Annotated in this window: 18 protein-coding genes and 2 riboswitches; of the genes, 13 read left to right on the forward strand and 5 right to left on the reverse strand. The window is 68.0% G+C overall.

Annotation, left to right across the window (positions count from 1 at the left end; all coding sequences use genetic code 11):
- Window positions 1-7: 7 nt before the first annotated feature.
- Complete coding sequence (locus tag EX20_RS06015) at window positions 8-946, reverse strand: class I SAM-dependent methyltransferase (RefSeq protein WP_165927444.1); 939 nt, start codon at window positions 944-946, stop codon at window positions 8-10.
- Window positions 947-966: 20 nt separating this feature from the next.
- A complete protein-coding gene (locus tag EX20_RS32460; protein WP_034192969.1) occupies window positions 967-1,947 on the reverse strand; it encodes a hypothetical protein in 981 nt (326 codons plus the stop codon).
- Between the two features lie 406 nt (window positions 1,948-2,353).
- Between EX20_RS32460 and EX20_RS29845 the strand changes: the two genes are divergently transcribed.
- The 3 genes from EX20_RS29845 (at window position 2,354) to EX20_RS06035 (ending at window position 6,050) form a co-directional block, all read left to right on the forward strand.
- Window positions 2,354-3,550, forward strand: a complete 1,197-nt coding sequence (locus EX20_RS29845; protein ID WP_051974396.1) for an FkbM family methyltransferase — start codon at window positions 2,354-2,356, stop codon at window positions 3,548-3,550.
- A 132-nt stretch (window positions 3,551-3,682) separates the two neighbouring features.
- Window positions 3,683-4,996: a lipopolysaccharide biosynthesis protein RfbH gene (gene rfbH, locus EX20_RS06030; protein ID WP_034192970.1), complete on the forward strand. Its 1,314-nt coding sequence runs from the start codon at window positions 3,683-3,685 to the stop codon at window positions 4,994-4,996.
- Between the two features lie 58 nt (window positions 4,997-5,054).
- On the forward strand, window positions 5,055-6,050 hold the full coding sequence (locus EX20_RS06035; RefSeq protein ID WP_034192971.1) for an NAD-dependent epimerase/dehydratase family protein: 996 nt from the start codon (window positions 5,055-5,057) through the stop codon (window positions 6,048-6,050).
- Between the two features lie 21 nt (window positions 6,051-6,071).
- Here the strand turns inward: EX20_RS06035 and EX20_RS06040 are convergent, their stop codons facing one another.
- Entirely contained in the window at window positions 6,072-8,159 is a 2,088-nt protein-coding gene (locus EX20_RS06040; protein WP_011882856.1) for a UvrD-helicase domain-containing protein, read from the reverse strand.
- Between the two features lie 304 nt (window positions 8,160-8,463).
- Between EX20_RS06040 and EX20_RS06045 the strand changes: the two genes are divergently transcribed.
- The 8 genes from EX20_RS06045 to EX20_RS06080 all read left to right on the forward strand — a co-directional run bounded on the left by EX20_RS06045 (window position 8,464) and on the right by EX20_RS06080 (window position 18,867).
- Window positions 8,464-9,174 (forward strand): SGNH/GDSL hydrolase family protein, encoded by a 711-nt coding sequence (locus EX20_RS06045; RefSeq protein WP_014722207.1) that lies wholly within the window; start codon window positions 8,464-8,466, stop codon window positions 9,172-9,174.
- 262 nt (window positions 9,175-9,436) lie between these two features.
- Window positions 9,437-10,489 (forward strand): oxidoreductase, encoded by a 1,053-nt coding sequence (locus tag EX20_RS06050; RefSeq protein WP_034192972.1) that lies wholly within the window; start codon window positions 9,437-9,439, stop codon window positions 10,487-10,489.
- 226 nt (window positions 10,490-10,715) lie between these two features.
- Window positions 10,716-11,084: a hypothetical protein gene (locus EX20_RS06055; protein WP_011882853.1), complete on the forward strand. Its 369-nt coding sequence runs from the start codon at window positions 10,716-10,718 to the stop codon at window positions 11,082-11,084.
- Between the two features lie 111 nt (window positions 11,085-11,195).
- Window positions 11,196-11,298: riboswitch (glycine riboswitch) on the forward strand.
- A 33-nt stretch (window positions 11,299-11,331) separates the two neighbouring features.
- A riboswitch (glycine riboswitch) is annotated at window positions 11,332-11,464 on the forward strand.
- 85 nt (window positions 11,465-11,549) lie between these two features.
- Window positions 11,550-12,668 (forward strand): glycine cleavage system aminomethyltransferase GcvT, encoded by a 1,119-nt coding sequence (gene gcvT / locus EX20_RS06060; protein WP_011882852.1) that lies wholly within the window; start codon window positions 11,550-11,552, stop codon window positions 12,666-12,668.
- Between the two features lie 123 nt (window positions 12,669-12,791).
- A complete protein-coding gene (gene gcvH, locus EX20_RS06065; protein WP_011882851.1) occupies window positions 12,792-13,172 on the forward strand; it encodes a glycine cleavage system protein GcvH in 381 nt (126 codons plus the stop codon).
- Window positions 13,173-13,232: 60 nt separating this feature from the next.
- Window positions 13,233-16,160 (forward strand): aminomethyl-transferring glycine dehydrogenase, encoded by a 2,928-nt coding sequence (gene gcvP / locus EX20_RS06070; RefSeq protein WP_014722203.1) that lies wholly within the window; start codon window positions 13,233-13,235, stop codon window positions 16,158-16,160.
- 151 nt (window positions 16,161-16,311) lie between these two features.
- On the forward strand, window positions 16,312-17,448 hold the full coding sequence (locus tag EX20_RS06075) for an alginate lyase family protein (RefSeq protein ID WP_011882849.1): 1,137 nt from the start codon (window positions 16,312-16,314) through the stop codon (window positions 17,446-17,448).
- Between the two features lie 30 nt (window positions 17,449-17,478).
- Window positions 17,479-18,867, forward strand: a complete 1,389-nt coding sequence (locus EX20_RS06080) for an L-serine ammonia-lyase (protein WP_014722202.1) — start codon at window positions 17,479-17,481, stop codon at window positions 18,865-18,867.
- 67 nt (window positions 18,868-18,934) lie between these two features.
- Here EX20_RS06080 and EX20_RS06085 read toward each other — a convergent pair whose 3' ends face one another.
- Together EX20_RS06085 and EX20_RS06090 are read right to left on the reverse strand one after the other, a co-directional pair.
- Window positions 18,935-19,336, reverse strand: a complete 402-nt coding sequence (locus EX20_RS06085) for a type II toxin-antitoxin system VapC family toxin (RefSeq protein ID WP_034192973.1) — start codon at window positions 19,334-19,336, stop codon at window positions 18,935-18,937.
- Window positions 19,336-19,578: an antitoxin gene (locus EX20_RS06090; protein ID WP_034192974.1), complete on the reverse strand. Its 243-nt coding sequence runs from the start codon at window positions 19,576-19,578 to the stop codon at window positions 19,336-19,338. Before EX20_RS06090 ends, EX20_RS06085 begins: the two co-directional genes overlap by 1 nt.
- 278 nt (window positions 19,579-19,856) lie before the next feature.
- Here EX20_RS06090 and EX20_RS06095 point away from each other — a divergent pair, with 278 nt between their 5' ends.
- Complete coding sequence (locus EX20_RS06095; RefSeq protein ID WP_014722199.1) at window positions 19,857-21,560, forward strand: thiamine pyrophosphate-binding protein; 1,704 nt, start codon at window positions 19,857-19,859, stop codon at window positions 21,558-21,560.
- Window positions 21,557-22,684 carry a glycosyltransferase family protein gene (locus tag EX20_RS06100; RefSeq protein WP_014722198.1) on the forward strand — a complete coding sequence of 376 codons (1,128 nt, stop codon included), beginning with the start codon at window positions 21,557-21,559 and terminating at the stop codon, window positions 22,682-22,684. The genes EX20_RS06095 and EX20_RS06100 overlap by 4 nt, the downstream gene beginning before the upstream one ends.
- Window positions 22,685-22,735 lie beyond the last annotated feature (51 nt).

The following is a 22,735-nucleotide window of genomic DNA, read 5'->3' on the forward strand; positions in this document are numbered from 1 at the left end:
GGGCTCGCTACGCCGCGAGCCTGCACGCGACCTGGAACACCCAGGATTCGCTGCCGCCGTCCTCGACACGCAGACGCCGCAGCACCAGCGTCGACAGGCCGCACTGTTCCAGCAATTTCCTGAGCGACTGCTCGGAATAGAAATTGATGTGCTCGTGCCAGTGGCGCTTCTTCAGATGCGGCTCGGGCAACGCCTCCCGCATCAGCGGTTCGAGCGGAACCTCGACATACAGCACCGAGCCCGCGTCCATCGTGCGCGTGATGTCGGCGAGCACGTCGGCCGGATACGGCACGTGCTCGAGCACGTTGCTGCAGACGACCAGCCCATACTTCTTCGCGAATGCCTCGGCCTTTCCGACCACGGTCGCGCCGTCGATTACCGGCTTCGCGCTAATGTCATAGATGTCGAAAATGTCGCATCGTCCCTTGAACGGCGTATTCCTGCCCGTGTCGCCGCCCCAGTCGAGCAGGCTCAGCGGAAACGCGACGAACGGCGCGAGGAATTGCTCGCACTGTTCGATGTACGAGCTTCCCGCGTTCAGTGCGTCGTTTCTCGACGTATAGCCCGGCTCGTATTGCTCTCGCAACGCGTTGTAGGCCGGCCCGCGATAGTCGTGATACAGATTGCCCAGTTCGTCGTCGGAAAAGCGAATGTCGAGAAACAGGAACCCGCACGCGGTGCAGTGCAGGGATTTGCACACCGAGTAAGCCATCCCGTTCCGAATGGTGCGCAAGCCCCAGCTCTCGTCGATCTCGACCGGATACCAGCCGAACGCGCGATGCGCGACGAACGGCATCAGGATCGCCGGAGACGACTGGATTGCGTCGCTGCCGCAGCACACGCAGCGTGTCGCGATGCGCGGCCTGCTCGCGAGCGGCGGCACGGTGCCTGCCTGCTCGCGGGCGGCCGCCGGACCGTCGCCGCATCCCGTTGTCGGGTCGCTCATGTCGACCGGCCGGGACGCCGTCATGCCGTTGCACCGAGTGCCGCTGCCTGCGCAAGCGGCTGCGCATTCGCGGCAAAGTGACGATCCACCTTCTCGATCATCTCGGCCGCGCCTGCGTCCCATCCGTCGATGTACCCGCGCAAGTTCTCGAAGTACTGCGCGCGAGCTTCTTCGAAGCGGGCATAGAAATCTTCGCCGGCCTCGATGCCCGCGTAGAGCCGCGGAAACTTGCCGGGCTCGGCGCCGTCGATCTCCTCGTCGCGCCACGGCCCGTTGTCCATGAAGGCGGGAATCGCGCCGCAAGCCAGTGCTTCGACATTCAGGTTGCTGCACGCGTCGGCCGTATAGAAGAAGCGGCAGTTGCGCAGCATGATCGCGAGCTGCTCCTTCGAGGCTGGCCATTCCCGCGTAATCAGGACGGTCCCCGGCACGACCTCCGGCGCTCCGTACAGCGCGCCCTTGCCGATGTAGGTGATGTCCATCTGACGATGCTCGGCCGGGTATGTGCCATTGCTGTGAAACAGCGGGTTCACATCTCCGAAGTAGCTGACGTGATGCGGATTGGGATGCATCACCTTCGAATGCGTGAGGATGAAATCGCGCTCGCCGACATTGACCGGTCTCGCCGGGTTGTCCTTGTTCAGGAAGTAGCGGATCACGTTGCGCGCATTCAGCGCGTTGTTCACCATGACCTCCGGGTAGACGACGTAGCACTCGTCGATCCGGCGCTGCGAGAAGTCCTTCAGCATCTTGAGATCGAAGGTGCGCACGGCACGCAGCACCTCGTCGACGATCTGGCGTTCGGCGTCGTTCTTCGGTTCATACGTGTCGTAGTCGATTCCCAGTATCGATTCACGGCCGTCGACGAACTGATACGTGCATACATAGGCCGACCGCCCTGCTTTTTCGATCGCCTGGGCGAGTCGCGCAAGCGCCAGCACGCCATTCGACTTGAAGGTCAGATACAGCGGTGCACAAATGATGAAGTCTGCATTGCCCATGGAAATACCCGGCCGTTCGTTGGAGTCGTGAAATCGCGGGTGCGTCGCATCCGCTCGCATACGCAGTCAAGACTAGCGCATTGCCGCTCGGTCGAAACCTCGAACAGCGGCGGTATCCGGCTGCAATTCGCATGCGGGTTCGCATGCACGGCGCACCGCGCGAATTACGGGTAAAAAACCGCGCTGTTTCCCGCTTAGAGCGGGTCCGTTCGACCAGACAATCGCTCCATCGGTCACGCGAAGCATCCGCGACAACGCAATCCATGCTGCGGGCGGCACTTCGGCACATCGGCCATTTCCACTCCTGCCACTCGCCATGCCAATACCGCAACTCCCCACCGCACTTCCCGCGACGGCGTATTCCCGCGCCGCGTTCGATCCCGCCATCGCCGAACGCGGCACCGGCATGGATCTGGATTTCGGCGCAGCGGGCGCTCCCGAGCCTGGCGACTGGACCGAATTCGTGCGGCAATACAACGCGTTGCCCGATGAGCCGTTGCCGTCGGCTGCCTACGTGTGGGGCGCCGGCGCGTTCGGGCTCGAACTCGTGCGACGGCTCACCGAGGCCGGCACACGTGTTCTGGCCGTCGTCGATCGCAATCCCGCCCTCCATGCGCACGGCGTTGCCGGCCTGCCGTGCCTGTCGCCCGAGGAGCTGTTGTCGCGCACGCCTGCGGCGGTCGCACTGGGCATCCACAACGGCTCCACCGACCTCGCGACACTCGTCACACGACTGCGATCGAGCGGATTCGATGTATGGCTGCCGCAACGATTGTGGCGGGCGGCGGCCCGCGTTGGCCGGAACTGGCCGGCCGCATTCTGGCTGGATGGGTCTTTCTACGGCCAGCAGGATCCGCGCGAGGCGCTCGACGAAGCCCGCGCCGTGCTGGAGTGCTTCGCCGACGAAGCCAGTGCACGCGTTTTCTGGGGCGAACTCTGCGCGCGCGCACTCGACAAGGTGTCGCTTCGCGCTGCCCCCGAAGCGCGGCAATATGCGCCCGCGAGCCTGCCGTCGTGGCCGCAGCCGGTTCGACTGATCGACGCCGGCGCGTATGACGGCGACACCCTGCGAGCGTTCGCGCAATGCGGCTTGAGCATCGAGAAAAGCCTGTGCTTCGAACCGGATCAGGCCAATTTCGCGGCATTGCAGGCCGCGCGCACCAGCGCGCGCGACATGATGTGCTGGCCGCTCGGTCTTTCCGATCGGACCAAATTGCTGCGCTTCCACGCGGGCAACGGCACCGCGAGCCGCACCGGCCACGACGGGGATGCGATCATCCAGTGTGTGTCGCTCGACGAAACGGCGCCGGATTTCCCCGCCACGCTGCTCAAGATGGACATCGAAGGGGCCGAGCTCGACGCGCTGCGCGGCGCCGAAGGATTGATCGCACGCACCGGTTGCGCGATGGCGATCTCCGCGTATCACACGCCCGACCACCTGTGGAAAGTCCCGCTGCTGATGCACCGCCTGGCCCCGCAGCACCCGATGGTGCTGCGCGCACACGCGTACGGCGGTTTCGAGACGGTTGCGTACGCGTTGCCGCCCGAAGCAGCAGACCATCTGCGCACGGTACCGTCTGCAATCCCGCAGGCAGCGGCATAACCGCCGTCGGGTGAACTGCGGTGCCCGGCATCGCGTCTCGGCGCCACGCGCGCATCGTCCGGCGGCCGGCCGAGCGCTCCGGTCCGTAAGACACGGCCGACCACGCAACCCTAACGGTCAGACAAGGATCATATGAATCAGCAAGCGTTACGTCGCGAAATCCTCGCACTGGTCGAACAGTACGCGCAGCTCAGCTGCGCGCCTGCGCCGTTCATACCGGGCGATACGGCGATTCCGCCGTCGGGCAAGGTGATCGGCGCCGCCGAACTGAAGAACATGGTGGAAGCGTCGCTCGACGGCTGGCTGACGACCGGCCGCTTCAATCGCCAGTTCGAGGCGGCGCTCGCTCAGGTACTGGGCGTCAAGCATGTGTTGACGGTCAACTCGGGGTCGTCGGCCAACCTGGTCGCCTTCTCGGCGCTCACGTCGCCTCGCCTCGGCGATCGCGCGATCCGCCCGGGCGACGAAGTGATCGGCGTCGCCGCCGGCTTTCCGACCACGGTCAATCCGATTCTGCAGTTCGGGGCCGTACCGGTGTTCGTCGATGTCGACATTCCGACCTACAACGTCGACCCTGCACTGATCGAAGCCGCGATCACGCCGCGCACGCGCGCGATCATGCTGGCACATACGCTCGGCAACCCGTTCAACCTGGAAGTGGTGACGGCGCTGTGCCGCAAACACGGCTTGTGGCTCATCGAAGACTGCTGCGACGCACTGGGGGCAACCTACCAGGGGCGCAAGGTCGGCACGTTCGGCGACATCGGCACGCTGAGTTTCTACCCCGCGCACCACATCACGATGGGCGAGGGCGGCGCGGTGTTCACCAACAACGATGAACTGCGGCGCATCGCCGAATCGTTTCGCGACTGGGGCCGCGACTGCTATTGCGAGCCGGGACGCGACAACACCTGCAACAAGCGATTCTGCTGGAAACTCGGCGATCTGCCCGAAGGTTACGATCACAAGTACACGTATTCGCACCTCGGCTACAACCTCAAGATCACCGACATGCAGGCCGCCTGCGCGCTCGCGCAGCTCGACCGCCTCGACGATTTCATCGCGCGGCGACGTAGCAATTTCGCGTTCCTGCGCACGCGCCTCGAAACCTGCAGCGAATTCCTGATCCTGCCGGAAGCCACGCCCGACAGCGCTCCGTCGTGGTTCGGCTTTCCCATCACGCTGCGCGACAACGCACCGGTGAGCCGTCGCGACCTGCTCGGCTATCTCGAGCAAAAGAAGATCGGTACCCGACTGCTGTTCGCCGGCAATCTGACGAGGCAACCGTACATGGCCGGGCGGAACTATCGCGTCGCATCGACGCTGAACCGCTCGGACAAGGTCATGAACGACACGTTCTGGATCGGCGTCTACCCCGGCTTGAGCGAATCGATGCTCGACTACGCCGCGACGGCGATCGAGCAATATCTCGGCGTCGCGTTTTGAAGACGGCGCGCGAATCTCGCGCCGCACGTTGCTTTGCTCATAGGAGGCGGCGCCGGTCGTGAACATTTTCTTCTCCGGCGGCACCGGCTTCTTCGGCAAAGCCGTGTTGCGATACCTGACGGCGCTCGACGGCCGCGCACGCGAAGCGCTCGTGTCGCAGATGACCGTATTGAGCCGCGACCCCGATCGATTTCTCGGTCAGCATCCCGAGTTCGCCGCGTTGCCGTGGCTCACCTTTCATCGAGGCGATATCGAGGCGCCCGAGAGCCTGCCGCGCGACGGAGACTTCACGCACGTCCTCCATGCAGCCGCGGATTCGACGAACGTCGGCCATCTCGATCCGTGGCGACGGCATGAGCAGATCACGCTCGGCACGAAGAACATGCTGCAGTTCGCAGCCGATCGCGGGATCCGCCGCTTCCTGTTGACCAGCTCCGGCGGCGTGTACGGTTCCCAGCCAGCGGACCTCGACACCATTCCCGAGACCTATCACGGGATGCCCGACCCGCTGCACGCCGCCAACGCCTACGGCGTCGCCAAGCGGCAGGCGGAACATCTGTGCGCGCTCTATGCCGACCGCTACGGCATCGAGCCGGTCGTCGCGCGTTGCTTCGCGTTCGTCGGCGAGGATCTGCCGCTCGACGTCCATTTCGCGATCGGAAACTTCATCCGCGATGCGCTGTTTCGCGACGAGATCGTCATCAACGGCGACGGCAGCCCGGTTCGCTCGTACATGGACCAGGCCGAACTGGCACGCTGGCTGCTGGCGATATTGCGAAACGGAATGGCCGGCCGCGCGTACAACGTCGGCGGCCACGAGCCCGTCACGCTGCTCGAGGCGGCGCGACTCGTCAGCAGCGTGCTCGGCAACGACAAGCCGGTGCGCGTCCTTCACCGGGCCGGCGGCGACAATCCGATCCGCAATCGCTATCTGCCGGATCTGTCGCGCGCCGAAAGCGAGCTCCGGCTGGTCAACGAAATCGATCTGGCAGACGCGCTGCGCCGCGCCGGCCACGGCATTCGCAGTCGCATCGGTGCCGGCCGCGCATACTGACGCGCGGCGCGACGCCCCGCGTCACTTCTGCAACAACGCCTTCAAACTCGCGAGCCGGTCCTTCGGCGTCATCGGCGCTTCCTCCGGCGTCGGCGGCGGCGCTTCGTCGAGCCCCATCTCGGGGATGAAGCGCGACGGCTCGCACACCACCGTCTCCCGCGCCCGCTTGCGCTTCTTGCACCAGTTCAGATGCAGGCTGCGCTGCGCGCGCGTGATCGCGACGTACATCAGCCGGCGCTCCTCCTCGATCCGTTCGCTGTCGACCGGGCCGTCGTCGTCGCTGCCGCCGCGGTGCGGCATGATCCCTTCCTCGACGCCGACCAGGAACACGTGCGGATACTCGAGCCCCTTCGACGCATGCACCGTCGACAGACGCACCGCGTCCGGGTCCTCGTCCTTGCCTTCGAGCATCGACATCAGCGCGACCGTCTGAATCAGGCCGAGCAGATTCTTGCCGGTGTCCGCCAGCCCGTCCGCGTTGTGGAAGCCCTCGGCCTCGCCGTCCACGGCTTCGGTCTCCGGCTTGGTGCCCTTGCGCTTCAGCCATTCGAGGAATTCGAGCACGTTCTGCCATTTCGACTGCGCCTGCCGCTCGTCGAACGCGTCGTACAGGTACGCCTCGTAGTGAATGGCGTCCATCATGTCGTCGAGCACGACGCTCGCCGGCTCCTTGTCCGCACGCTCGGTCAGGCGCTGGATGAAGTCGCAAAACATCCGCAGCGGCTCGACCTGGCGCGCCGACAGCCGCGCCTCGATCCCGCCCATGTACACGGCCTCGAACAGCGACACCTTCGCCTGCCCCGCGAACGAGCCGAGCGCCTCCAGCGTCGTGTTGCCGATCCCGCGGCGCGGCGTCGTGACCGCGCGGATGAACGCGGGATCGTCGTCGGCGTTCGCGATCAGCCGCAGATACGCGCACAGGTCCTTGATCTCCGCCTTGTCGAAGAACGACTGCCCGCCCGACAGCACGTACGGAATCCGCTCGCGCCGCAGCACCTGCTCGAAGATCCGCGCCTGGAAGTTGCCGCGATACAGGATCGCGTAGTCGCGAAACTGCGCGCGCCGCTCGAACTTGTGCGCGGACAGCCGGAACACGACCGATTCGGCCTCGTGCTCCTCGTCGTTGCACGGCGTGACGGTGATCGAATCGCCCATCCCGTGCTCGGACCACAGCTTCTTCTCGAACAGCTTCGGGTTGTTCGCGATCACGTTGTTCGCGGCGGTCAGGATCCGCACCGTCGACCGGTAGTTCTGCTCGAGCTTGATCACGTGCAGCTTCGGGAAATCCTTGCCGAGCTGCGCGAGGTTCTCGAGCGTCGCGCCGCGCCAGCCGTAGATCGCCTGATCGTCGTCGCCGACCGCCGTGAACGCGGCGCGCGGGCCGGCCAGCAGCTTCAGCAGCTCGTACTGGCACGCGTTGGTGTCCTGGTATTCGTCGATCAGCAGGTAGCGCAGCTTGTTCTGCCAGCGGTCGCGCACCTGCTCGTTGTTCGCGAACAGCTCGGCCGGCAGGCGGATCAGGTCGTCGAAATCGACGGCCTGGTACGCGTGCAGCGTCGCGACGTAGTTGCGGTAGACGAGCGCGGCCTGGTGTTCGTCCTCGTTGGCCGCGATGGTCATCGCCTCCTCGGGCATGATCAGGCCGTTCTTCCACAGCGAGATGGTGCTCTGGATCTTGCGGATCAGCCCCTTGTCGGTGGTGCCGATCTGCTCCTGGATCATGCCGAAACAGTCGTCCGAATCCATGATCGAGAACTGCGGCTTCAGGCCCACGTGCTCGGCTTCCTGACGCAGGATCTGCACGCCGAGCGAGTGGAACGTACACACGGTGAGCTGATTGACGGGCACCTTGCGGCCTTCCTTGCCGGGCGTGGTGAGCGTCTTGCCCTCCAGCAGCTTCGACACGCGCTCGCGCATCTCGGCGGCCGCCTTGTTCGTGAAGGTGACGGCCGCGATGTGGCGCGGCTCGAAGCCTTTCGCTTCGATCAGGTGCGCGATCTTCTGCGTGATCACGCGGGTCTTGCCGCTGCCCGCGCCGGCGAGCACGAGGCAGGGACCGTCGAGGTAGCGCACCGCTTCGTTCTGAGCGGGGTTGAGGCCTGCGGACATGATGGCGGATGATGTTGCGGTTGACGGCGGAACGCCGGGAGGATGCCGCGCGCGCGACGGCTGGAATGCAGGCTCACGCACGGGCAGGACGCGCATGTTAACACGTCGGCGGCCCGCTTTTCGGGAGGCCCGCCGCATGGGGCAGAGCGGGCGGGACGCTCGTTTTCGCGGGTCGGCCGAACGGCTAATCCGGCCCTCTCGTCGCCATTTCGCCGGTCCGATCGGCCACAATGGCTGCACGTCCGGCGCGCTGCTCGGCCCCGCGCCGGGCCGCCCCGCCCCGCCACTTCACCGGATCGACTCCATGGGATACCCGCTTGCCACCGCCGCCCTCGGCCCGCTGCTGTTCCTGCAAGGCCGTCACGTACGCCGCGTCACGCCGCGGCTGCCCGAGGCAGCCGGCCCGCGCGACGGCGTGACCGGCGACGGCCCGCCGCTGCGCGTGCTGGTGGTCGGCGATTCGGCTGCCGCGGGCGTCGGCGTCGCGTCGCAATGCGACGCGCTGTCCGGGCAACTGGCGCGGCGGCTCGCCGCCACGCATCGGGTCCACTGGAAACTGCTCGCACGCACGGGGCTGACCACGCGCGAGCTGATCGACTGGCTCGCGACCGAGCCGGCCGGGCGATTCGACGTCGCGGTGACGTCGCTCGGCGTCAACGACGTGACGGCCGGCGTGCCGCCGGCCCGCTGGCGCGCGCAGCAGGCCGAGCTCGTGCAGCTGCTCGCCACGCGCTTTCAGGTCGCGCACGTGATCCTGTCGGCCGTGCCGCCGATGGAGCGCTTCCCCGCACTGCCTCAGCCGCTCGCGTGGTATCTGGGGCGGCGCGCGAAACGGCTCAACGCGGCGCTGGCCGAATGGGCGGCGCCGCGGCCGAACTGCACGTTCCTGCGCGTCGCGCTGTCGTTCGAGCGCGACCAGATGGCCGCCGACGGCTTCCATCCGGGCGCGGCGGCCTGCGAGGCTTGGGCCGCGCAGGTCGCCGACGCGGTGGCGCGGCAGCGAGCTGCTGCGTGACGGCGCGCGATAGCGGGCGGCCGGTTGCGGCACCGCATCCGCAACAGTGCCGCCCACAAAGGCACGGCGAATGCCTGCCGCGCCGACGCGGTTGCCGCTTGCCGCTTGCCGCTTGCCGTCTGCCGTCTGCCGTCTGCCGTCTGCCGATGGGCATTCTGCCGACCCCGTCGATGCGGGTCGCCGCGCCATGCCAAAATAGCCGGTCGTCCCCGCGCCAACCCGGCGCGCCATCCTTTCGTTTCGTACGCAGCCAGGAATTGCCATGTCGTCATTGCTCAGGATTGGTTTGATGGGTTTCGGTTTCGCCGGCGCGACGTTCCACGCGCCGGTGATCGCCACGAGCGGCCGCACCGAGGTCACCGCGATCGCAACGGGGCAACCCGATCGCGCGCGCGCCGCATATCCGGCCGCGCGCATCGTCCCCGACCTCGAAACGCTGCTGCGGCTGGACGTCATCGACTGCGTGGTGATCGCCACGCCGAACGACACGCACTTCACGCTCGCGCGCCAGGTGCTCGAAGCCGGCCGCCACGTGGTCGTCGACAAGCCGGTCACGCTGACCGCCGACGAAGCGCTCGCGCTCGCCCGGCTCGCCAACGCGCGCAGCCGCCTGTTCGCGCCGTTCCACAACCGCCGCTGGGACGGCGACTTCCTCACCGTGCGCCGGATCGTCGAATCGGGCGAGCTCGGCCGCCTCACCTACTTCACGTCGCACTTCGACCGTTTCCGCCCGACCCCGCGCACTCGCTGGCGCGAGGAGCCGGCCCGCGGCGGCGGCCTGCTGCTCGACCTCGGCCCGCATCTGATCGATCAGGCGCTCGCATTGTTCGGCCTGCCCGAGACGGTCAGCGCGACGGTCAAGACGCGCCGCGACAACGGCACGGCGCCCGACTTCGTACACCTGATGCTCGGCTACCCGGACAAGGACGTCGCGCTGCACGCGAGCGCGCTGTCGGCGATCGAGCCCGCGCGCTTCACGCTGCACGGCACGCGCGGCAGCTACCAGAAGTTCGGGCTCGACACGCAGGAAGACCAGCTGAAGGCCCGCCTCACGCCCGACGACGTCGAATTCGGCGGCGGCAACCCGCCCGGCGTGCTGCGCACGCTCGAAGGCGAGGTCGAGGTCGAGCGGCCGGTGCCGACGCTCGACGGCCAGTACGCGGAGTTCTACCGGGCGCTCGCCGCGGCCGTCCACGACGGCGCGCCGTTCCCCGTCACGCCGCAGGACGCCGTCGACGTGATGACCATCATCGAGCTTGCCGCGCAGAGCGAACACGAAGGCCGCCGCGTACCGTTCGTACGGCGCGTCGTCTGAAAGGCGGTCGGCGCGGGCCCTTGCCGCGCCGGCCGTCGCGGCAAGCTCGATCCGCGGTCCGGCCGCACCGTGCCGCGCGCCCGCGCGGCGGCCGCTCGCGCCGCATCACGGAACAACCCCGCCGAACAAACCGTTACAAATGGTGCGGGAACGAAAGTCAGCGCTGCCCCGGTCTGACGCGTTTCTCAAAAAGTCGATCCGACACCAAACCGTCAGGAGAATTGTGATGCAACGGTTGATTCGCGCAGCGGCATGCTGCGTTCTGGTTTCCGCACTCGCGGCCTGTGTCGTGCAGCCGCAGCGATCGGTCCGGCAGGTTCCGCCGCCGCCGCCGCGCCCGAACCCGCAGGTCGTCGCCAACGAGCGCATGCAGGAAGTGCAGGGCCGGATCGACAATCTGCACCGCCGCATCGACGCGCGCGTGAACGGCGGCTACTATCCACCGCCGTACGGCGCGCAGCTGCACCATCGCCTCGACGTGATCCGCCAGGAGGCGAGCGACATGTCGACGCAGCACAGTGGCGGCCTGTCGGGCGACGAGCAGCGCGTGCTGAACCAGGAACTCGACACGGCCGCACGCGCGATCGGCGAGTGACGCCGGGCGCGCGCGGGCGCCGGCGAGCACGTCGGCGCCCGCGCCGCGCTTGTCGCGAAGCGACATTCTTTTGCTCAAATTGACAACGCCGACCCGCTCGCGTACAGTCGCCCGCACGCGTCGGGAGAGCGCGTGACCGCATAGTCGATACGCCGGTCGCGCCGCCGAAGGGGCACACCCGCAAACTCTCAGGCAAAAGGACCGACCGCGTCGGGGAATCCCGTTCCGCGCATTGCGCGGGCCGCCTTCCCCGCACTCTGGAGAGCGGCAGTAGCCCGCTGCGCACATGCTGCGCGGGCAGGCTGCCCACCGAAGGGGCGCGCGTTTGCCGGCTTGGTCCGCAGCGCAATCTCTCAGGTATCGAGGACAGAGGGGCATGTACCGGATCGCTCGCAGGCCACACGGCCGCGAAGGTCCGCACATGGCCGTTCTGACCCGCGCGCAAGCGCCTTGCCTGAGGCCTCGATGACTGCCCTGAATCACACCCCGCTCAACGCCGCGCACCGCGCGCTCAATGCCCGCATGGTCGACTTCGGCGGCTGGGACATGCCCGTCAACTACGGCTCGCAGATCGAAGAGCACGAAGCCGTGCGCACCGACGCCGGCATGTTCGACGTGTCGCACATGTGCGTCGTCGATTTCACCGGCAGCCGCGTGCGCGCGTTCTTCGAGCATGCGCTCGCGAACAACGTCGGCAAGCTCAAGACGCCCGGCAAGGCGCTCTACTCGTGCCTGCTCAATCCGCAAGGCGGCGTCATCGACGATCTGATCGTCTATTACTTCACCGAAGACTTCTTCCGCGTGGTGGTCAACGCCGGCACGGCCGAGAAGGACATCGCGTGGTTCAACCAGCTCAACGAACAAGGCGGATACGGCCTGACGATCGCGCCGCGCCGCGATTTCGCGATCGTGGCCGTCCAGGGCCCGAACGCCCGTGAAAAAGTCTGGGCCACCGTGCCCGCCGCGCGCGCCGCAACGAGCGAGCTCAAGCCGTTCAACGCCGCGCAGGTCGCCGGCACGCCGTTCGGCGATCTCACCGTCGCGCGCACCGGCTACACCGGCGAAGACGGCTTCGAAGTGATCGTCCCCGCCGTGCACGTCGTCGCGCTCTGGAACGCGCTGCAGCAAAACGGCGTGCGCCCGTGCGGGCTCGGCGCGCGCGACACGCTGCGCCTCGAGGCCGGCATGAACCTGTACGGCCAGGACATGGACGAAACCGTGTCCCCGCTCGACGCCGGCCTCGCATGGACGGTCGATCTCTCCGCCCCGCGCGAATTCGTCGGCCGCCCCGCGCTCGAGCGCGACGGCACGCGCGCCGCGTTCGTCGGCCTGATCCTGCAGAAGGAAAACGGCAAGGCGGGCGGCGTGCTGCGCGCGCACCAGAAAGTCGTCACGCCGCACGGCGAAGGCGAGATCACGAGCGGCACGTTCTCGCCGTCGATGCAGGAGTCGATCGCGTTCGCGCGCGTGCCGGCCGCCGTCCAGCTCGGCGACATCGTCCATGTGCAGATTCGAGACAAGCAACTTCCCGCGCGCGTGGTAAAACTGCCGTTCGTGCGCAACGGCAAGGTCCTCGCTGCGTAACGACCGGGAAGCGGCCACGGCCGCCGCCCGGCAAAGCCGGGAATGGCGCCCGGCGCAACCCCATCCGGCGCACCCCGACGGCGCGCCAGCATAACGAACACATCTTTTATCCAGGAGCATCCGATGAGCAACGTCCCGGCCGATCTGAAGTACACCGACGAACACGAGTGGGTCCGCACCGAGGCAGACGGCACGCTGACGGTCGGCATCACCGATCACGCGCAGAGCACGCTCGGCGACATCGTCTTCCTCGAGCTGCCGCAAGTCGGCAAGTCGGTGAATGCGGGCGACGCGGTGGGCGTCGTCGAATCGGTGAAGGCGGCATCCGACATCTACTCGCCGGTGTCCGGCGAAGTCGTCGCGATCAACGAAGAAGCGACCGATTCGCCGGAAGGCGTGAACGGCGACGCATACGGCGTGTGGCTGTTCAAGCTGAAGCTCGCCGACGGCGCATCGACCGACAAGCTGATCGACGCCGCCGCCTACAGCAAGCTGATCGACTAATTCCCCTACCCGAACCGCGCGCGGCCGGCCAGCCGGCGCGCGCGGGACCAGAGTCACGCCATGAAGCACGAACACCCGGACCGCCTGATGAACCGCACGCCCCTCTCGCTCGCCGCGCTCGAAACGCACGACGCGTTCGCAGAACGCCACATCGGCCCCGATGCCGCCAGCCAGCAGGCCATGCTCGACACGCTCGGCTTCGCGTCGCGCGCCGCCCTGATCGACGCCGTGATCCCCGCGTCGATCCGCCGCGCCGAAGCGCTGCCGCTCGGCCCGTTCGCGCAGCCGAAGAGCGAGGCCGAAGCGCTCGCCGCGCTGCGCGCGCTCGCGGACAAGAACCAGGTGTTCCGCTCGTACATCGGCCAGGGCTATTACGACTCGCACACGCCGGCCGTGATCCTGCGTAACGTGCTCGAAAACCCGGCGTGGTACACGGCGTACACGCCGTACCAGCCCGAAATTTCCCAGGGCCGCCTCGAGGCGCTCCTGAACTTCCAGCAGATGGTCGTCGATCTGACCGGCCTCGCGATCTCGAACGCGTCGCTGCTCGACGAAGCAACGGCCGCCGCCGAAGCGATGACGCTGCTGCAACGCACCGGCAAGCCGAAGTCGAACGTGTTCTACGTGGCCGACGACGTGCTGCCGCAAACCCTCGAAGTAGTCCGCACGCGCGCGCTGCCGATCGGCATCGAAGTGAAGACCGGCCCGGCCGCCGAGGCTGCGCAGGCCGGCGCGTTCGGCGTGCTGCTCCAGTATCCGGGCGTGAACGGCGACGTGCGCGACTACCGCGCGCTCACCGACGCGATCCACGCGGCGGGCGGCCATGTCGTCGTCGCGGCCGACCTGCTCGCGCTGACCGTGCTGACGCCGCCCGGCGAATGGGGCGCGGACGTCGCGGTCGGCAACACGCAGCGCTTCGGCGTGCCGATGGGCTTCGGCGGCCCGCACGCCGCCTACATGGCCGTGCGCGACGAATTCAAGCGCCAGATGCCGGGCCGTCTCGTCGGCGTGACCGTCGACGCGCAGGGCAAGCCCGCGCTGCGCCTCGCGCTGCAGACGCGCGAACAGCACATCCGCCGCGAGAAGGCCACGTCGAACGTGTGTACCGCGCAGGCGCTGCTCGCGATCATGGCGAGCATGTACGCGGTCTATCACGGCCCGCACGGCCTGAAGACGATCGCGCTGCGCGTGAACCGCATCGCCGCATTGCTCGCCGCGGGCGTCAAGCAGCTCGGCTTCACGACCGTCAACGACACCTTCTTCGACACGCTGACGATCGACGCCGGCGCACGCACCGCGCAGCTCCACGCCTTCGCGAACGCGAAGCGCATCAACCTGCGCCGCGTCAGCGACACGCAAGTCGGCGTGTCGGTCGACGAAACGACGACCCGCGACGACCTCGCCGATCTGCTGGCCGTGTTCGCGCAGGCCGCGGGCTGCACCGCGCCGGACGTCGACGCGCTGGACGCGGGCCTGCCCGGCGTCGCCGCGCTGCCGGCCGGCCTCGAGCGCACGAGCGCGTACCTGACGCACCACGTGTTCAACCGCCACCATTCCGAAACCGAGATGCTGCGCTACCTGCGCAGCCTGTCGGACAAGGACCTCGCGCTCGACCGCTCGATGATTCCGCTCGGCTCGTGCACGATGAAGCTGAACGCGACGTCGGAAATGCTGCCGGTCACGTGGCCCGAGTTCGGCCGCATCCATCCGTTCGCGCCGTCCGAGCAGACGGCCGGCTACCGCGAGATGATCGACCAGCTCGAGCAGATGCTCGTCGCTGCCACCGGCTACGCGGCCGTGTCGCTGCAGCCGAACGCCGGCTCGCAGGGCGAATACGCGGGGCTGCTGGTGATCCACGCGTACCACGCGTCGCGCGGCGAAGCGCATCGCGACGTCTGCCTGATCCCGGCGTCCGCGCACGGCACCAACCCGGCGTCCGCGCACATGGCCGGCATGAAGGTCGTGGTCGTCGCGTGCGACGCGCAGGGCAACGTCGACATCGCCGACCTGAAAGCGAAGGCCGAACAGCACGCGAACGACCTCGCGGCGATCATGATCACGTATCCGTCGACGCACGGCGTGTTCGAGCAGAACGTGCGCGAGATCTGCGAGATCGTCCATGCGCACGGCGGCCAGGTGTACGTCGACGGCGCGAACATGAACGCGATGGTCGGCCTCACCGCGCCGGGCCAGTTCGGCGGCGACGTGTCGCACCTGAACCTGCACAAGACCTTCTGCATCCCGCACGGCGGCGGCGGCCCGGGCGTCGGCCCGGTCGCGGTCGGCCCGCACCTCGCGAAGTTCCTGCCGAACCAGCGTTCGACCGGCTACGCGCGCGGCGAAGAGGGGATCGGCGCGGTGTCGGCCGCGCCGTACGGCTCCGCGTCGATCCTGCCGATCTCGTGGATGTACATCGCGATGATGGGCGCGAAGAACCTGACCGCCGCCACCGAGACGGCGATCCTCAACGCGAACTACATCGCGAAGCGCCTCGCGCCGCACTACCCGGTGCTGTATTCGGGCCCGGGCGGACTCGTCGCGCACGAGTGCATTCTCGACCTGCGGCCGATCAAGGAAACCAGCGGCATCACCGTCGACGACGTCGCGAAGCGCCTGATGGACTACGGCTTCCACGCGCCGACGATGAGCTTCCCGGTGCCCGGCACGCTGATGGTCGAGCCGACCGAATCGGAATCGCAGGAAGAACTCGACCGCTTCATCGCCGCGATGATCGCGATCCGCGAGGAAATCCGCGCCGTCGAGGAAGGCCGCGCCGACCGCGAGGACAACCCGCTGCGTCACGCGCCGCATACAGCAGCCGTCGTCACCGCGAACGAGTGGCCGCATGCGTACTCGCGCGAGCAGGCCGCGTATCCGGTCGCATCGCTCGTCACGAACAAGTACTGGCCGCCGGTCGGCCGCGCGGACAACGCATACGGCGACCGCAACCTGTTCTGCTCGTGCGTGCCGATGTCGGAATACGCATAACGCGCGGCGACACCGGCCTCCGATCGTGACCGGACCGCACGCAACCGCTGGTTGCGTGCGGTTTTTGCGTTGTCGGCCGGGCCGTCCGGTGCGCGCTGGACCGCCGATCGGGCTAACATCACACGCGATCCAGCCAATCAAGGAGTTCCGCATGGTGCGTCCGATGTTTCCGGGCCATGGTGCAACGCAGGACCGGCCGGCCACGTGCCGTTCGTTGCCGTTGCTCGTCGCGTCGCTGTCGCTCGTCGTTGCCGGCCTCGGTACGGCCGGCAGCGCGCGCGCGGCCATGAATTTCTGCGCGGCGCCCGCGTTGCAGGCGAGCGAGACGACGCAGGCCGAGCCGGGCGTGCAGGCGCTGATCCGCAGCGTCGACGCGCGCATCGGCGAACAGCCGAAGGCGATGCCGCGCGTGCATACCGAAGGCACGCTGCCGCATGAAGGCATCTACGACCAGAGCAACGACGCGCTGAAGGACATGGAGCTGATGCGCGACGCCGCGCTCGCGTGGCGGGTGACCAATGCGCCGCGCTACCTGCAGCTGGTCGACCGCTTCCTGTCCGCGTGGGTGTCGACCTACGAGCCGAGCTTCAATCCGATCGACGAGACGCGCTTCGACAGCCTGATCATCGCGTACGACATGACCGCCAGCGCGCTGCCGGTGAAGACCCGCAACGCGACCGCGGCGTTCATCGCGAAGCTCGGCGCGGGCTACGTCGCGCAGATCGACGCGCAGAAGCGTCCGCTCACCGGCACCTGGCGCAACAACTGGCAGAGCCACCGGATCAAGCTGATCGCGCTGTCGGCCTTCACGCTCGGCGACCGCCGGATGATGAACGCCGCGCAGCGGCTGTTCGTCGAACACCTCGCCGACAACATCGGCGCGGACGGCAAGACCTGGGACTTCGACGAGCGCGATGCGCTGCACTACACGGTGTACGACCTGCAGCCGCTGGTGACGGCCGCGCTCGCCGCACGCCGCTTCAACCGTAACTGGCTGCGCGAGCGCGGCACGAATGGCGCGACGCTCGCGGCCGCGCTCGACTGGCTCGTGCCGTATGCGCGCGGCGAGAAGACGCACGACGAATTCGTGCATTCGGCGGTGCCATTCGACGCGAAGCGCCGCGAAGCCGGGCTACCGGGCTACACGGGGCAGTGGGACCCGAAAAACGCCACCGAACTCTTTCATCTGGCCGCGCGGCTCGACGGGCGCTATGCCCGCGTCGCGCGGCAGCTCTCCGTCATGCCGCCCGCATGGCTGGCCGCGTGCCTGCCGCTGCAGGCGCGCTAGCACTACTTTCAACGCAAGGCAGGAATCGAAATGGCAGTCAGCGTGTTTGACCTCTTCAAGATCGGCATCGGCCCGTCCAGCTCGCATACGGTCGGCCCGATGCGCGCGGCGCTGATGTTCGTGCAGGGCCTGGAGCGCGACGGGCTGCTCGATGCGACCGCCCACGTGAAGGTCGAGCTGTACGGCTCGCTGGGTGCGACCGGCAAGGGCCACGGCACCGACCGCGGCGTGATGCTCGGGCTGCTCGGCGACGCGCCCGACACCGTCGATCCGGACACCATCGACGCGCGGCTCGAACAGATCCGCACGTCGAAGCAGCTCGCGCTGCTCGGCAGGCATCCGGTGCCGTTCGTGCTGAAGGAGCACATCGCGTTCTACCGGCAGGCGCTGCCGGAGCATCCGAACGGGATGAAACTGCGCGCCGCCGACGCGGCGGGCGCGGTGCTCGCCGAGCGCACCTATCTGTCGGTCGGCGGCGGCTTCGTCGTGACGGCCGGCGCGCCGAACACGAAGGTGCTGAGCGCGGCCGAGCAGATGACGCATCCGTTTCGCACCGGCGCCGAGCTGCTCGCGCTGGCCGAGTCGACCGGCAAGTCGATCGCGCAGCTGATGTGGGAAAACGAGCGCGCGTGGCACACCGAGGAACAGACGCGCGACGGCCTGCTGAAGATCTGGGCGGTGATGCAGTCGTGCGTATCGCGCGGCTGCGGGATCGGCAACCCGAACGCCGACGGCAACCTGCCCGGCCCGTTCCAGGTCAAGCGCCGCGCGCCGCAGCTGTATCGCGCGTTGACCGGCAACCCCGAGCGCGCGCTGCAGGACCCGCTGTCGATGGTCGACTGGATCAACCTGTATGCGATCGCGGTCAACGAGGAGAACGCGGCCGGCGGCCGCGTCGTGACCGCGCCGACCAACGGCGCGGCCGGCATCATTCCCGCGGTGCTGCATTACTACACGCGCTTCACGCCGGGCGCGAACGAACAGGGCGTGATCGACTTCCTGCTGACGGCCGCGGCGATCGGCATCCTGTACAAGCTCAACGCGTCGATTTCCGGCGCGGAAGTGGGCTGTCAGGGCGAAGTGGGCGTCGCGTGCTCGATGGCGGCCGGCGCGCTCGCCGCCGTGCTCGGCGGCACGCCGCGCCAGGTCGAGAACGCGGCCGAGATCGGGATGGAGCACAACCTCGGCCTCACCTGCGACCCGGTCGGCGGGATGGTGCAGATCCCGTGCATCGAGCGCAACGCGATGGCGTCGGTGAAGGCCGTCAACGCGGCGCGCATGGCGCTGCGCGGCGACGGCTCGCACTACGTGTCGCTCGATTCGGTGATCAAGACGATGCGCGAGACGGGCGCCGACATGAAGACGAAGTACAAGGAAACGTCGCGCGGCGGGCTCGCCGTGAACATCGTCGAGTGCTGATGCGCGGCACGGCGGCAAGGCGGCGCGAATCGCCGTCGCGCCTTGCCGCCGCACGCGCCGCCCGGCGCTAATCGTTCAGCCAGTTCTCCAGCCGCAATCCCGGATAGCTCGTGAAATCGCGCTCGTCATTCGTCACCAGCACGACATCGAGCGACACCGCATGAGCGGCGATCAGTTTGTCGAGATGATCCTTCTTCCATGCGCGCGTTGCGTCACGCACGGGCCCATATGCTTGCGCGGCCGCGGCGTCGAACGGCGCGACGGGAATATCCTCGATCAGCGCCGCAAGATGGCGGCGCTCACGCGCGGGCGCCGCGCAAGCGGTGACGCCGTACTCCAGCTCGGCACACGTGATCGCCGACATCACGACGTCGCCCGTGTAGCACTGCGCAAATCGCTTCGCCACTTGCTCGGGCTGGCTCTTCATCAAGTAGATGCACATGTTGGTGTCGAGCATGTAGCGCGGCATCACAACCCCTCGCGTTCGGCCTGCTCGTGGTCGCCACGCCCTTCCGCCATGAAATCGGGCGCGAACTTCGCGAACTTCTTGAGCACCTGCGTCAACGGCCGTCGCGCCGGCCGGATGCGGATCTCGTCGCCGATGCACTCGATCTCGATCTCGAGCTCGATATCGCTGCGCTCATAAGCGAGATCCGCAGGAATTCGCACGGCCTGCGAATTGCCGTTCCGAAATACCCTCGTGGTATGCATGTCGACCTCTCGTCGGATGTACTGAGGATGTACATCATATGACGCCATGCGTGATGTAAATCCCTGTGTGTACATAAGCTCCCTCCATCGTCCGGCCCGATATTCACAGCGCCCACTTTCCACCGGCGCACGCGCCCGCACAAGCCGGCCGTCCGGCCAGTCGAAAGCGGCGCGAACGCCCGGCCGTGCTCCGGTGAACGCCCCTCGTTCCGCCCCTTTTCACCGGGCGGGCAACCGGCGTAAGCTGTACGTCCCGCTACCCAGGGAGACGGCAGCCCATGTCGCATTCCAAGGATCTCGAGCCGAGCACCACCACGGGCGCGCGACTGCTCGTCGATGCGTTGCTCGCCAATCACGTCGAACGCGTGTTCTGCGTGCCGGGCGAGAGCTTCCTCGCCGTGCTCGATGCGCTCGCGGACGACACCGCGCGCATCCAGACGGTCGTCTGCCGGCACGAGGCGGCGGCGGCCAACATGGCCGAGGCGGTCGGCAAGCTGACGAGCCGGCCCGGCATCGCGTTCGTCACGCGCGGGCCGGGAGCGACCCACGCGTCGATCGGCGTGCATACGGCGTTCCAGGATTCGACGCCGATGATCCTGTTCGTCGGCCAGTGCGCGCGCGAACACCTCGATCGCGAAGCGTTCCAGGAAATCGACTATCGCCGCATGTTCGGCCAGATGGCGAAGTGGGTCGCGCAGATCGATGACCCGCGCCGCATTCCCGAATATCTGAGCCACGCGTTCCATGTCGCGACCTCGGGCCGCCCAGGGCCCGTCGTGCTCGCGCTGCCGGAAGACGTGTTGTCCGAAGCATGTGCGCCGCAACCGGCCGTGCCGGCCGCGAAACGCATCGCGGCGTCGCCGTCGGCCGCGCAGCTCGACGAATTGCGCGAACGGCTCGCGCGCGCCGAGCGGCCGTTCGTGATCGTCGGCGGCAGCGGCTGGACACCGGACGCCTGCGCGAACCTGCGAACCTTCGTCGAGCGCTGGCAGTTGCCCGTCGCGTGCGCGTTCCGCTTCCAGGACACGTTCGACAACGCGCATCCGAACTACGCGGGCGACGTCGGTCTCGGCATCAATCCCGCGCTCGGCCGGCGCATTCGCGACGCCGACCTGCTCCTCGTACTCGGCCCGCGGCTCGGCGAAGCGACGACGGCCGGCTACACGCTGCTCGACATCCCGAAGACGCACCAGACGCTGATTCACGTCCACCAGGGCGCCGACGAGCTCGGCCGCGTGTATGCGCCCGATCTGCCGATCGTGGCGGGGATGCCCGAGATCGCCGCGCCGCTCGCCGCGCTGGAGCCGCCGCCGCAACGGCCGTGGGCCGGCACGGTCGCCGATGCGCACCGCGCGTACCGCGAATGGCATGCGCCGCTGCCGATGCCCGGCGACGTCCAGCTCGGCGACGTGATGGTGCAGTTGCGCGAGCGTCTGCCGCACGATGCGATCCTGACCAACGGCGCCGGCAATTACGCGATCTGGCTGCATCGCCACTTCGCGTACCGGCATTTTCGGTCGCAGCTCGCGCCCACCAGCGGCGCAATGGGTTATGGACTGCCGGCCGCGCTCGCCGCGAAGTCGCTTTATCCGACGCGCGCGGTCGTCGCGCTCGCCGGCGACGGCTGCTTCATGATGGCCGGCAACGAGCTCGCGACCGCGATGCAGTACGGGCTGAACATCGTCGTGATCGTCGTCAACAACGGCCATTTCGGCACGATCCGCATGCATCAGGAGCGCAACTATCCGGGACGCGTGCACGGCACGGGCCTGACGAACCCCGATTTCGCCGCATATGCGCGCGCGTTCGGCGCGCATGGCGAGACGGTCGCGCACACCGCCGAGTTCGGGCCGGCATTGGAGCGCGCGCTCGGCTGCGGACTGCCGGCGCTGATCGAGATCCGCATCCCGCAGGACGCCAGCACGCCGGCCGCGACGCTCGAGCAGATCCGCGAGCAGGGCCGTCGCGCGCGCGGCGCATGACCGCGACACCGCTTGCGGCGGGCGCCGGCGCGGGCGTCGGCGTCGCACTGTCGCGCGACGCTGCGCTCGCCTACCCCGGCACGCTGCTCGCGCGCGACGGCACGCTGGTCGCACCGTACGATCTCGAGCACGGCAGCGAATGGGCGGCCGAGTACCTGCCGGCCGCACCTGCGCTGGGCCTGCTGCATGCGGCCCAGCGGCCGTTCCGGCTCGACTACGCGCGTACGGCCGACGTGCACGTGATCAACGGGATGGGCGTCGCGCTCGGCGATTCGGTGATCGGGCTGAGCGCGCTCGCGGCGTTGCGCGCGCGCCATCCGCAGCTGCGCTTCACGGTGTACCGGCCGGCCCGCGCGCCGCGCTACGTCGACGCGCTGTATGCGCTCGCAGCCGACGTCGTCGCCGTGCCGCGCACGCTGCCTTGCGCAGCCGATGCTCTGCCCGCGCACACGCGCTGCATCGATCTCGGCAATCACCTGTACTGGCCGGCGTTCGCGCGCGAGCCGATGATCGACTTCTTCCTCGCCGCGCTCGGCGCGGATCCGGCCACGGTGCCGGCCGCCGACAAGCGCAACCGCTGGCTCGCGAAGCTGCCGCTGCCTGCGCTGCCGCCCGCATGGCGGCGGCCCTACGTGCTGTTCTGTCCGACCGCGAGCACCGCGGTACGCAGCGTGCCGCCGGCGCTGCGTGCCGCGTTCGTCGACATGCTCGCGCAGCGTTACCGGATGCCGGTGGCCGGGTTCGGGCCGGTCGCGCATCCCGCATACGTCGACGTGAGCCGCGACGCGGCCGACACCGCGCACTTCATCGCGTGGATCGCCGGTGCGAGCATGCTGTTCGCGCCCGACACGGCCGCACTGCATATCGCGGACGGCTTCGACGTGCCGACGCTCGGCTGTTTCACGACGATCGCCCCCGAACTGCGCGTGCGCGACTATCCGCACTGCGTGCCGGTGGCGGTGAACGTGCCGGCCGAATTGCACGGACTGCACCGCAGCGAGTGGCCGGACGATCTCGCGGCGGTCGAGGCCGCCTACCGGGCGATCGACTGGACGGCGCTGTCTTGGCCGAGTGCGCGGGACGTGGTGGTCGCGGGGGCGGCTGGGAGTACGGCGGGGAGTTAGGGTCGAAGTGCGGCTGGAGGTACGGCTGGAGGTACGGCTGGAAGGTACGGC

It is taken from the genome of Burkholderia sp. WP42 (assembly GCF_000745665.1).
Taxonomy (GTDB): domain Bacteria; phylum Pseudomonadota; class Gammaproteobacteria; order Burkholderiales; family Burkholderiaceae; genus Burkholderia; species Burkholderia vietnamiensis.

Excerpts from the sequence above, each read along its gene's own strand:
- EX20_RS06050 (WP_034192972.1), top strand. The coding sequence starts at position 9,437 with ATGTCGTCATTGCTCAGGATTGGTTTGATGGGTTTCGGTTTCGCCGGC.
- EX20_RS32460 (WP_034192969.1), bottom strand. The coding sequence starts at position 1,947 with ATGGGCAATGCAGACTTCATCATTTGTGCACCGCTGTATCTGACCTTC.
- EX20_RS06085 (WP_034192973.1), bottom strand. The coding sequence starts at position 19,336 with ATGCCGCGCTACATGCTCGACACCAACATGTGCATCTACTTGATGAAG.
- EX20_RS06045 (WP_014722207.1), top strand. The coding sequence starts at position 8,464 with ATGGGATACCCGCTTGCCACCGCCGCCCTCGGCCCGCTGCTGTTCCTG.
- gcvH (WP_011882851.1), top strand. The coding sequence starts at position 12,792 with ATGAGCAACGTCCCGGCCGATCTGAAGTACACCGACGAACACGAGTGG.
- EX20_RS06055 (WP_011882853.1), top strand. The coding sequence starts at position 10,716 with ATGCAACGGTTGATTCGCGCAGCGGCATGCTGCGTTCTGGTTTCCGCA.
- gcvP (WP_014722203.1), top strand. The coding sequence starts at position 13,233 with ATGAAGCACGAACACCCGGACCGCCTGATGAACCGCACGCCCCTCTCG.
- EX20_RS29845 (WP_051974396.1), top strand. The coding sequence starts at position 2,354 with ATGGATCTGGATTTCGGCGCAGCGGGCGCTCCCGAGCCTGGCGACTGG.
- rfbH (WP_034192970.1), top strand. The coding sequence starts at position 3,683 with ATGAATCAGCAAGCGTTACGTCGCGAAATCCTCGCACTGGTCGAACAG.
- EX20_RS06015 (WP_165927444.1), bottom strand. The coding sequence starts at position 946 with ATGAGCGACCCGACAACGGGATGCGGCGACGGTCCGGCGGCCGCCCGC.
- EX20_RS06090 (WP_034192974.1), bottom strand. The coding sequence starts at position 19,578 with ATGCATACCACGAGGGTATTTCGGAACGGCAATTCGCAGGCCGTGCGA.
- EX20_RS06075 (WP_011882849.1), top strand. The coding sequence starts at position 16,312 with ATGGTGCGTCCGATGTTTCCGGGCCATGGTGCAACGCAGGACCGGCCG.
- EX20_RS06100 (WP_014722198.1), top strand. The coding sequence starts at position 21,557 with ATGACCGCGACACCGCTTGCGGCGGGCGCCGGCGCGGGCGTCGGCGTC.
- EX20_RS06040 (WP_011882856.1), bottom strand. The coding sequence starts at position 8,159 with ATGTCCGCAGGCCTCAACCCCGCTCAGAACGAAGCGGTGCGCTACCTC.
- EX20_RS06095 (WP_014722199.1), top strand. The coding sequence starts at position 19,857 with ATGTCGCATTCCAAGGATCTCGAGCCGAGCACCACCACGGGCGCGCGA.
- gcvT (WP_011882852.1), top strand. The coding sequence starts at position 11,550 with ATGACTGCCCTGAATCACACCCCGCTCAACGCCGCGCACCGCGCGCTC.
- EX20_RS06080 (WP_014722202.1), top strand. The coding sequence starts at position 17,479 with ATGGCAGTCAGCGTGTTTGACCTCTTCAAGATCGGCATCGGCCCGTCC.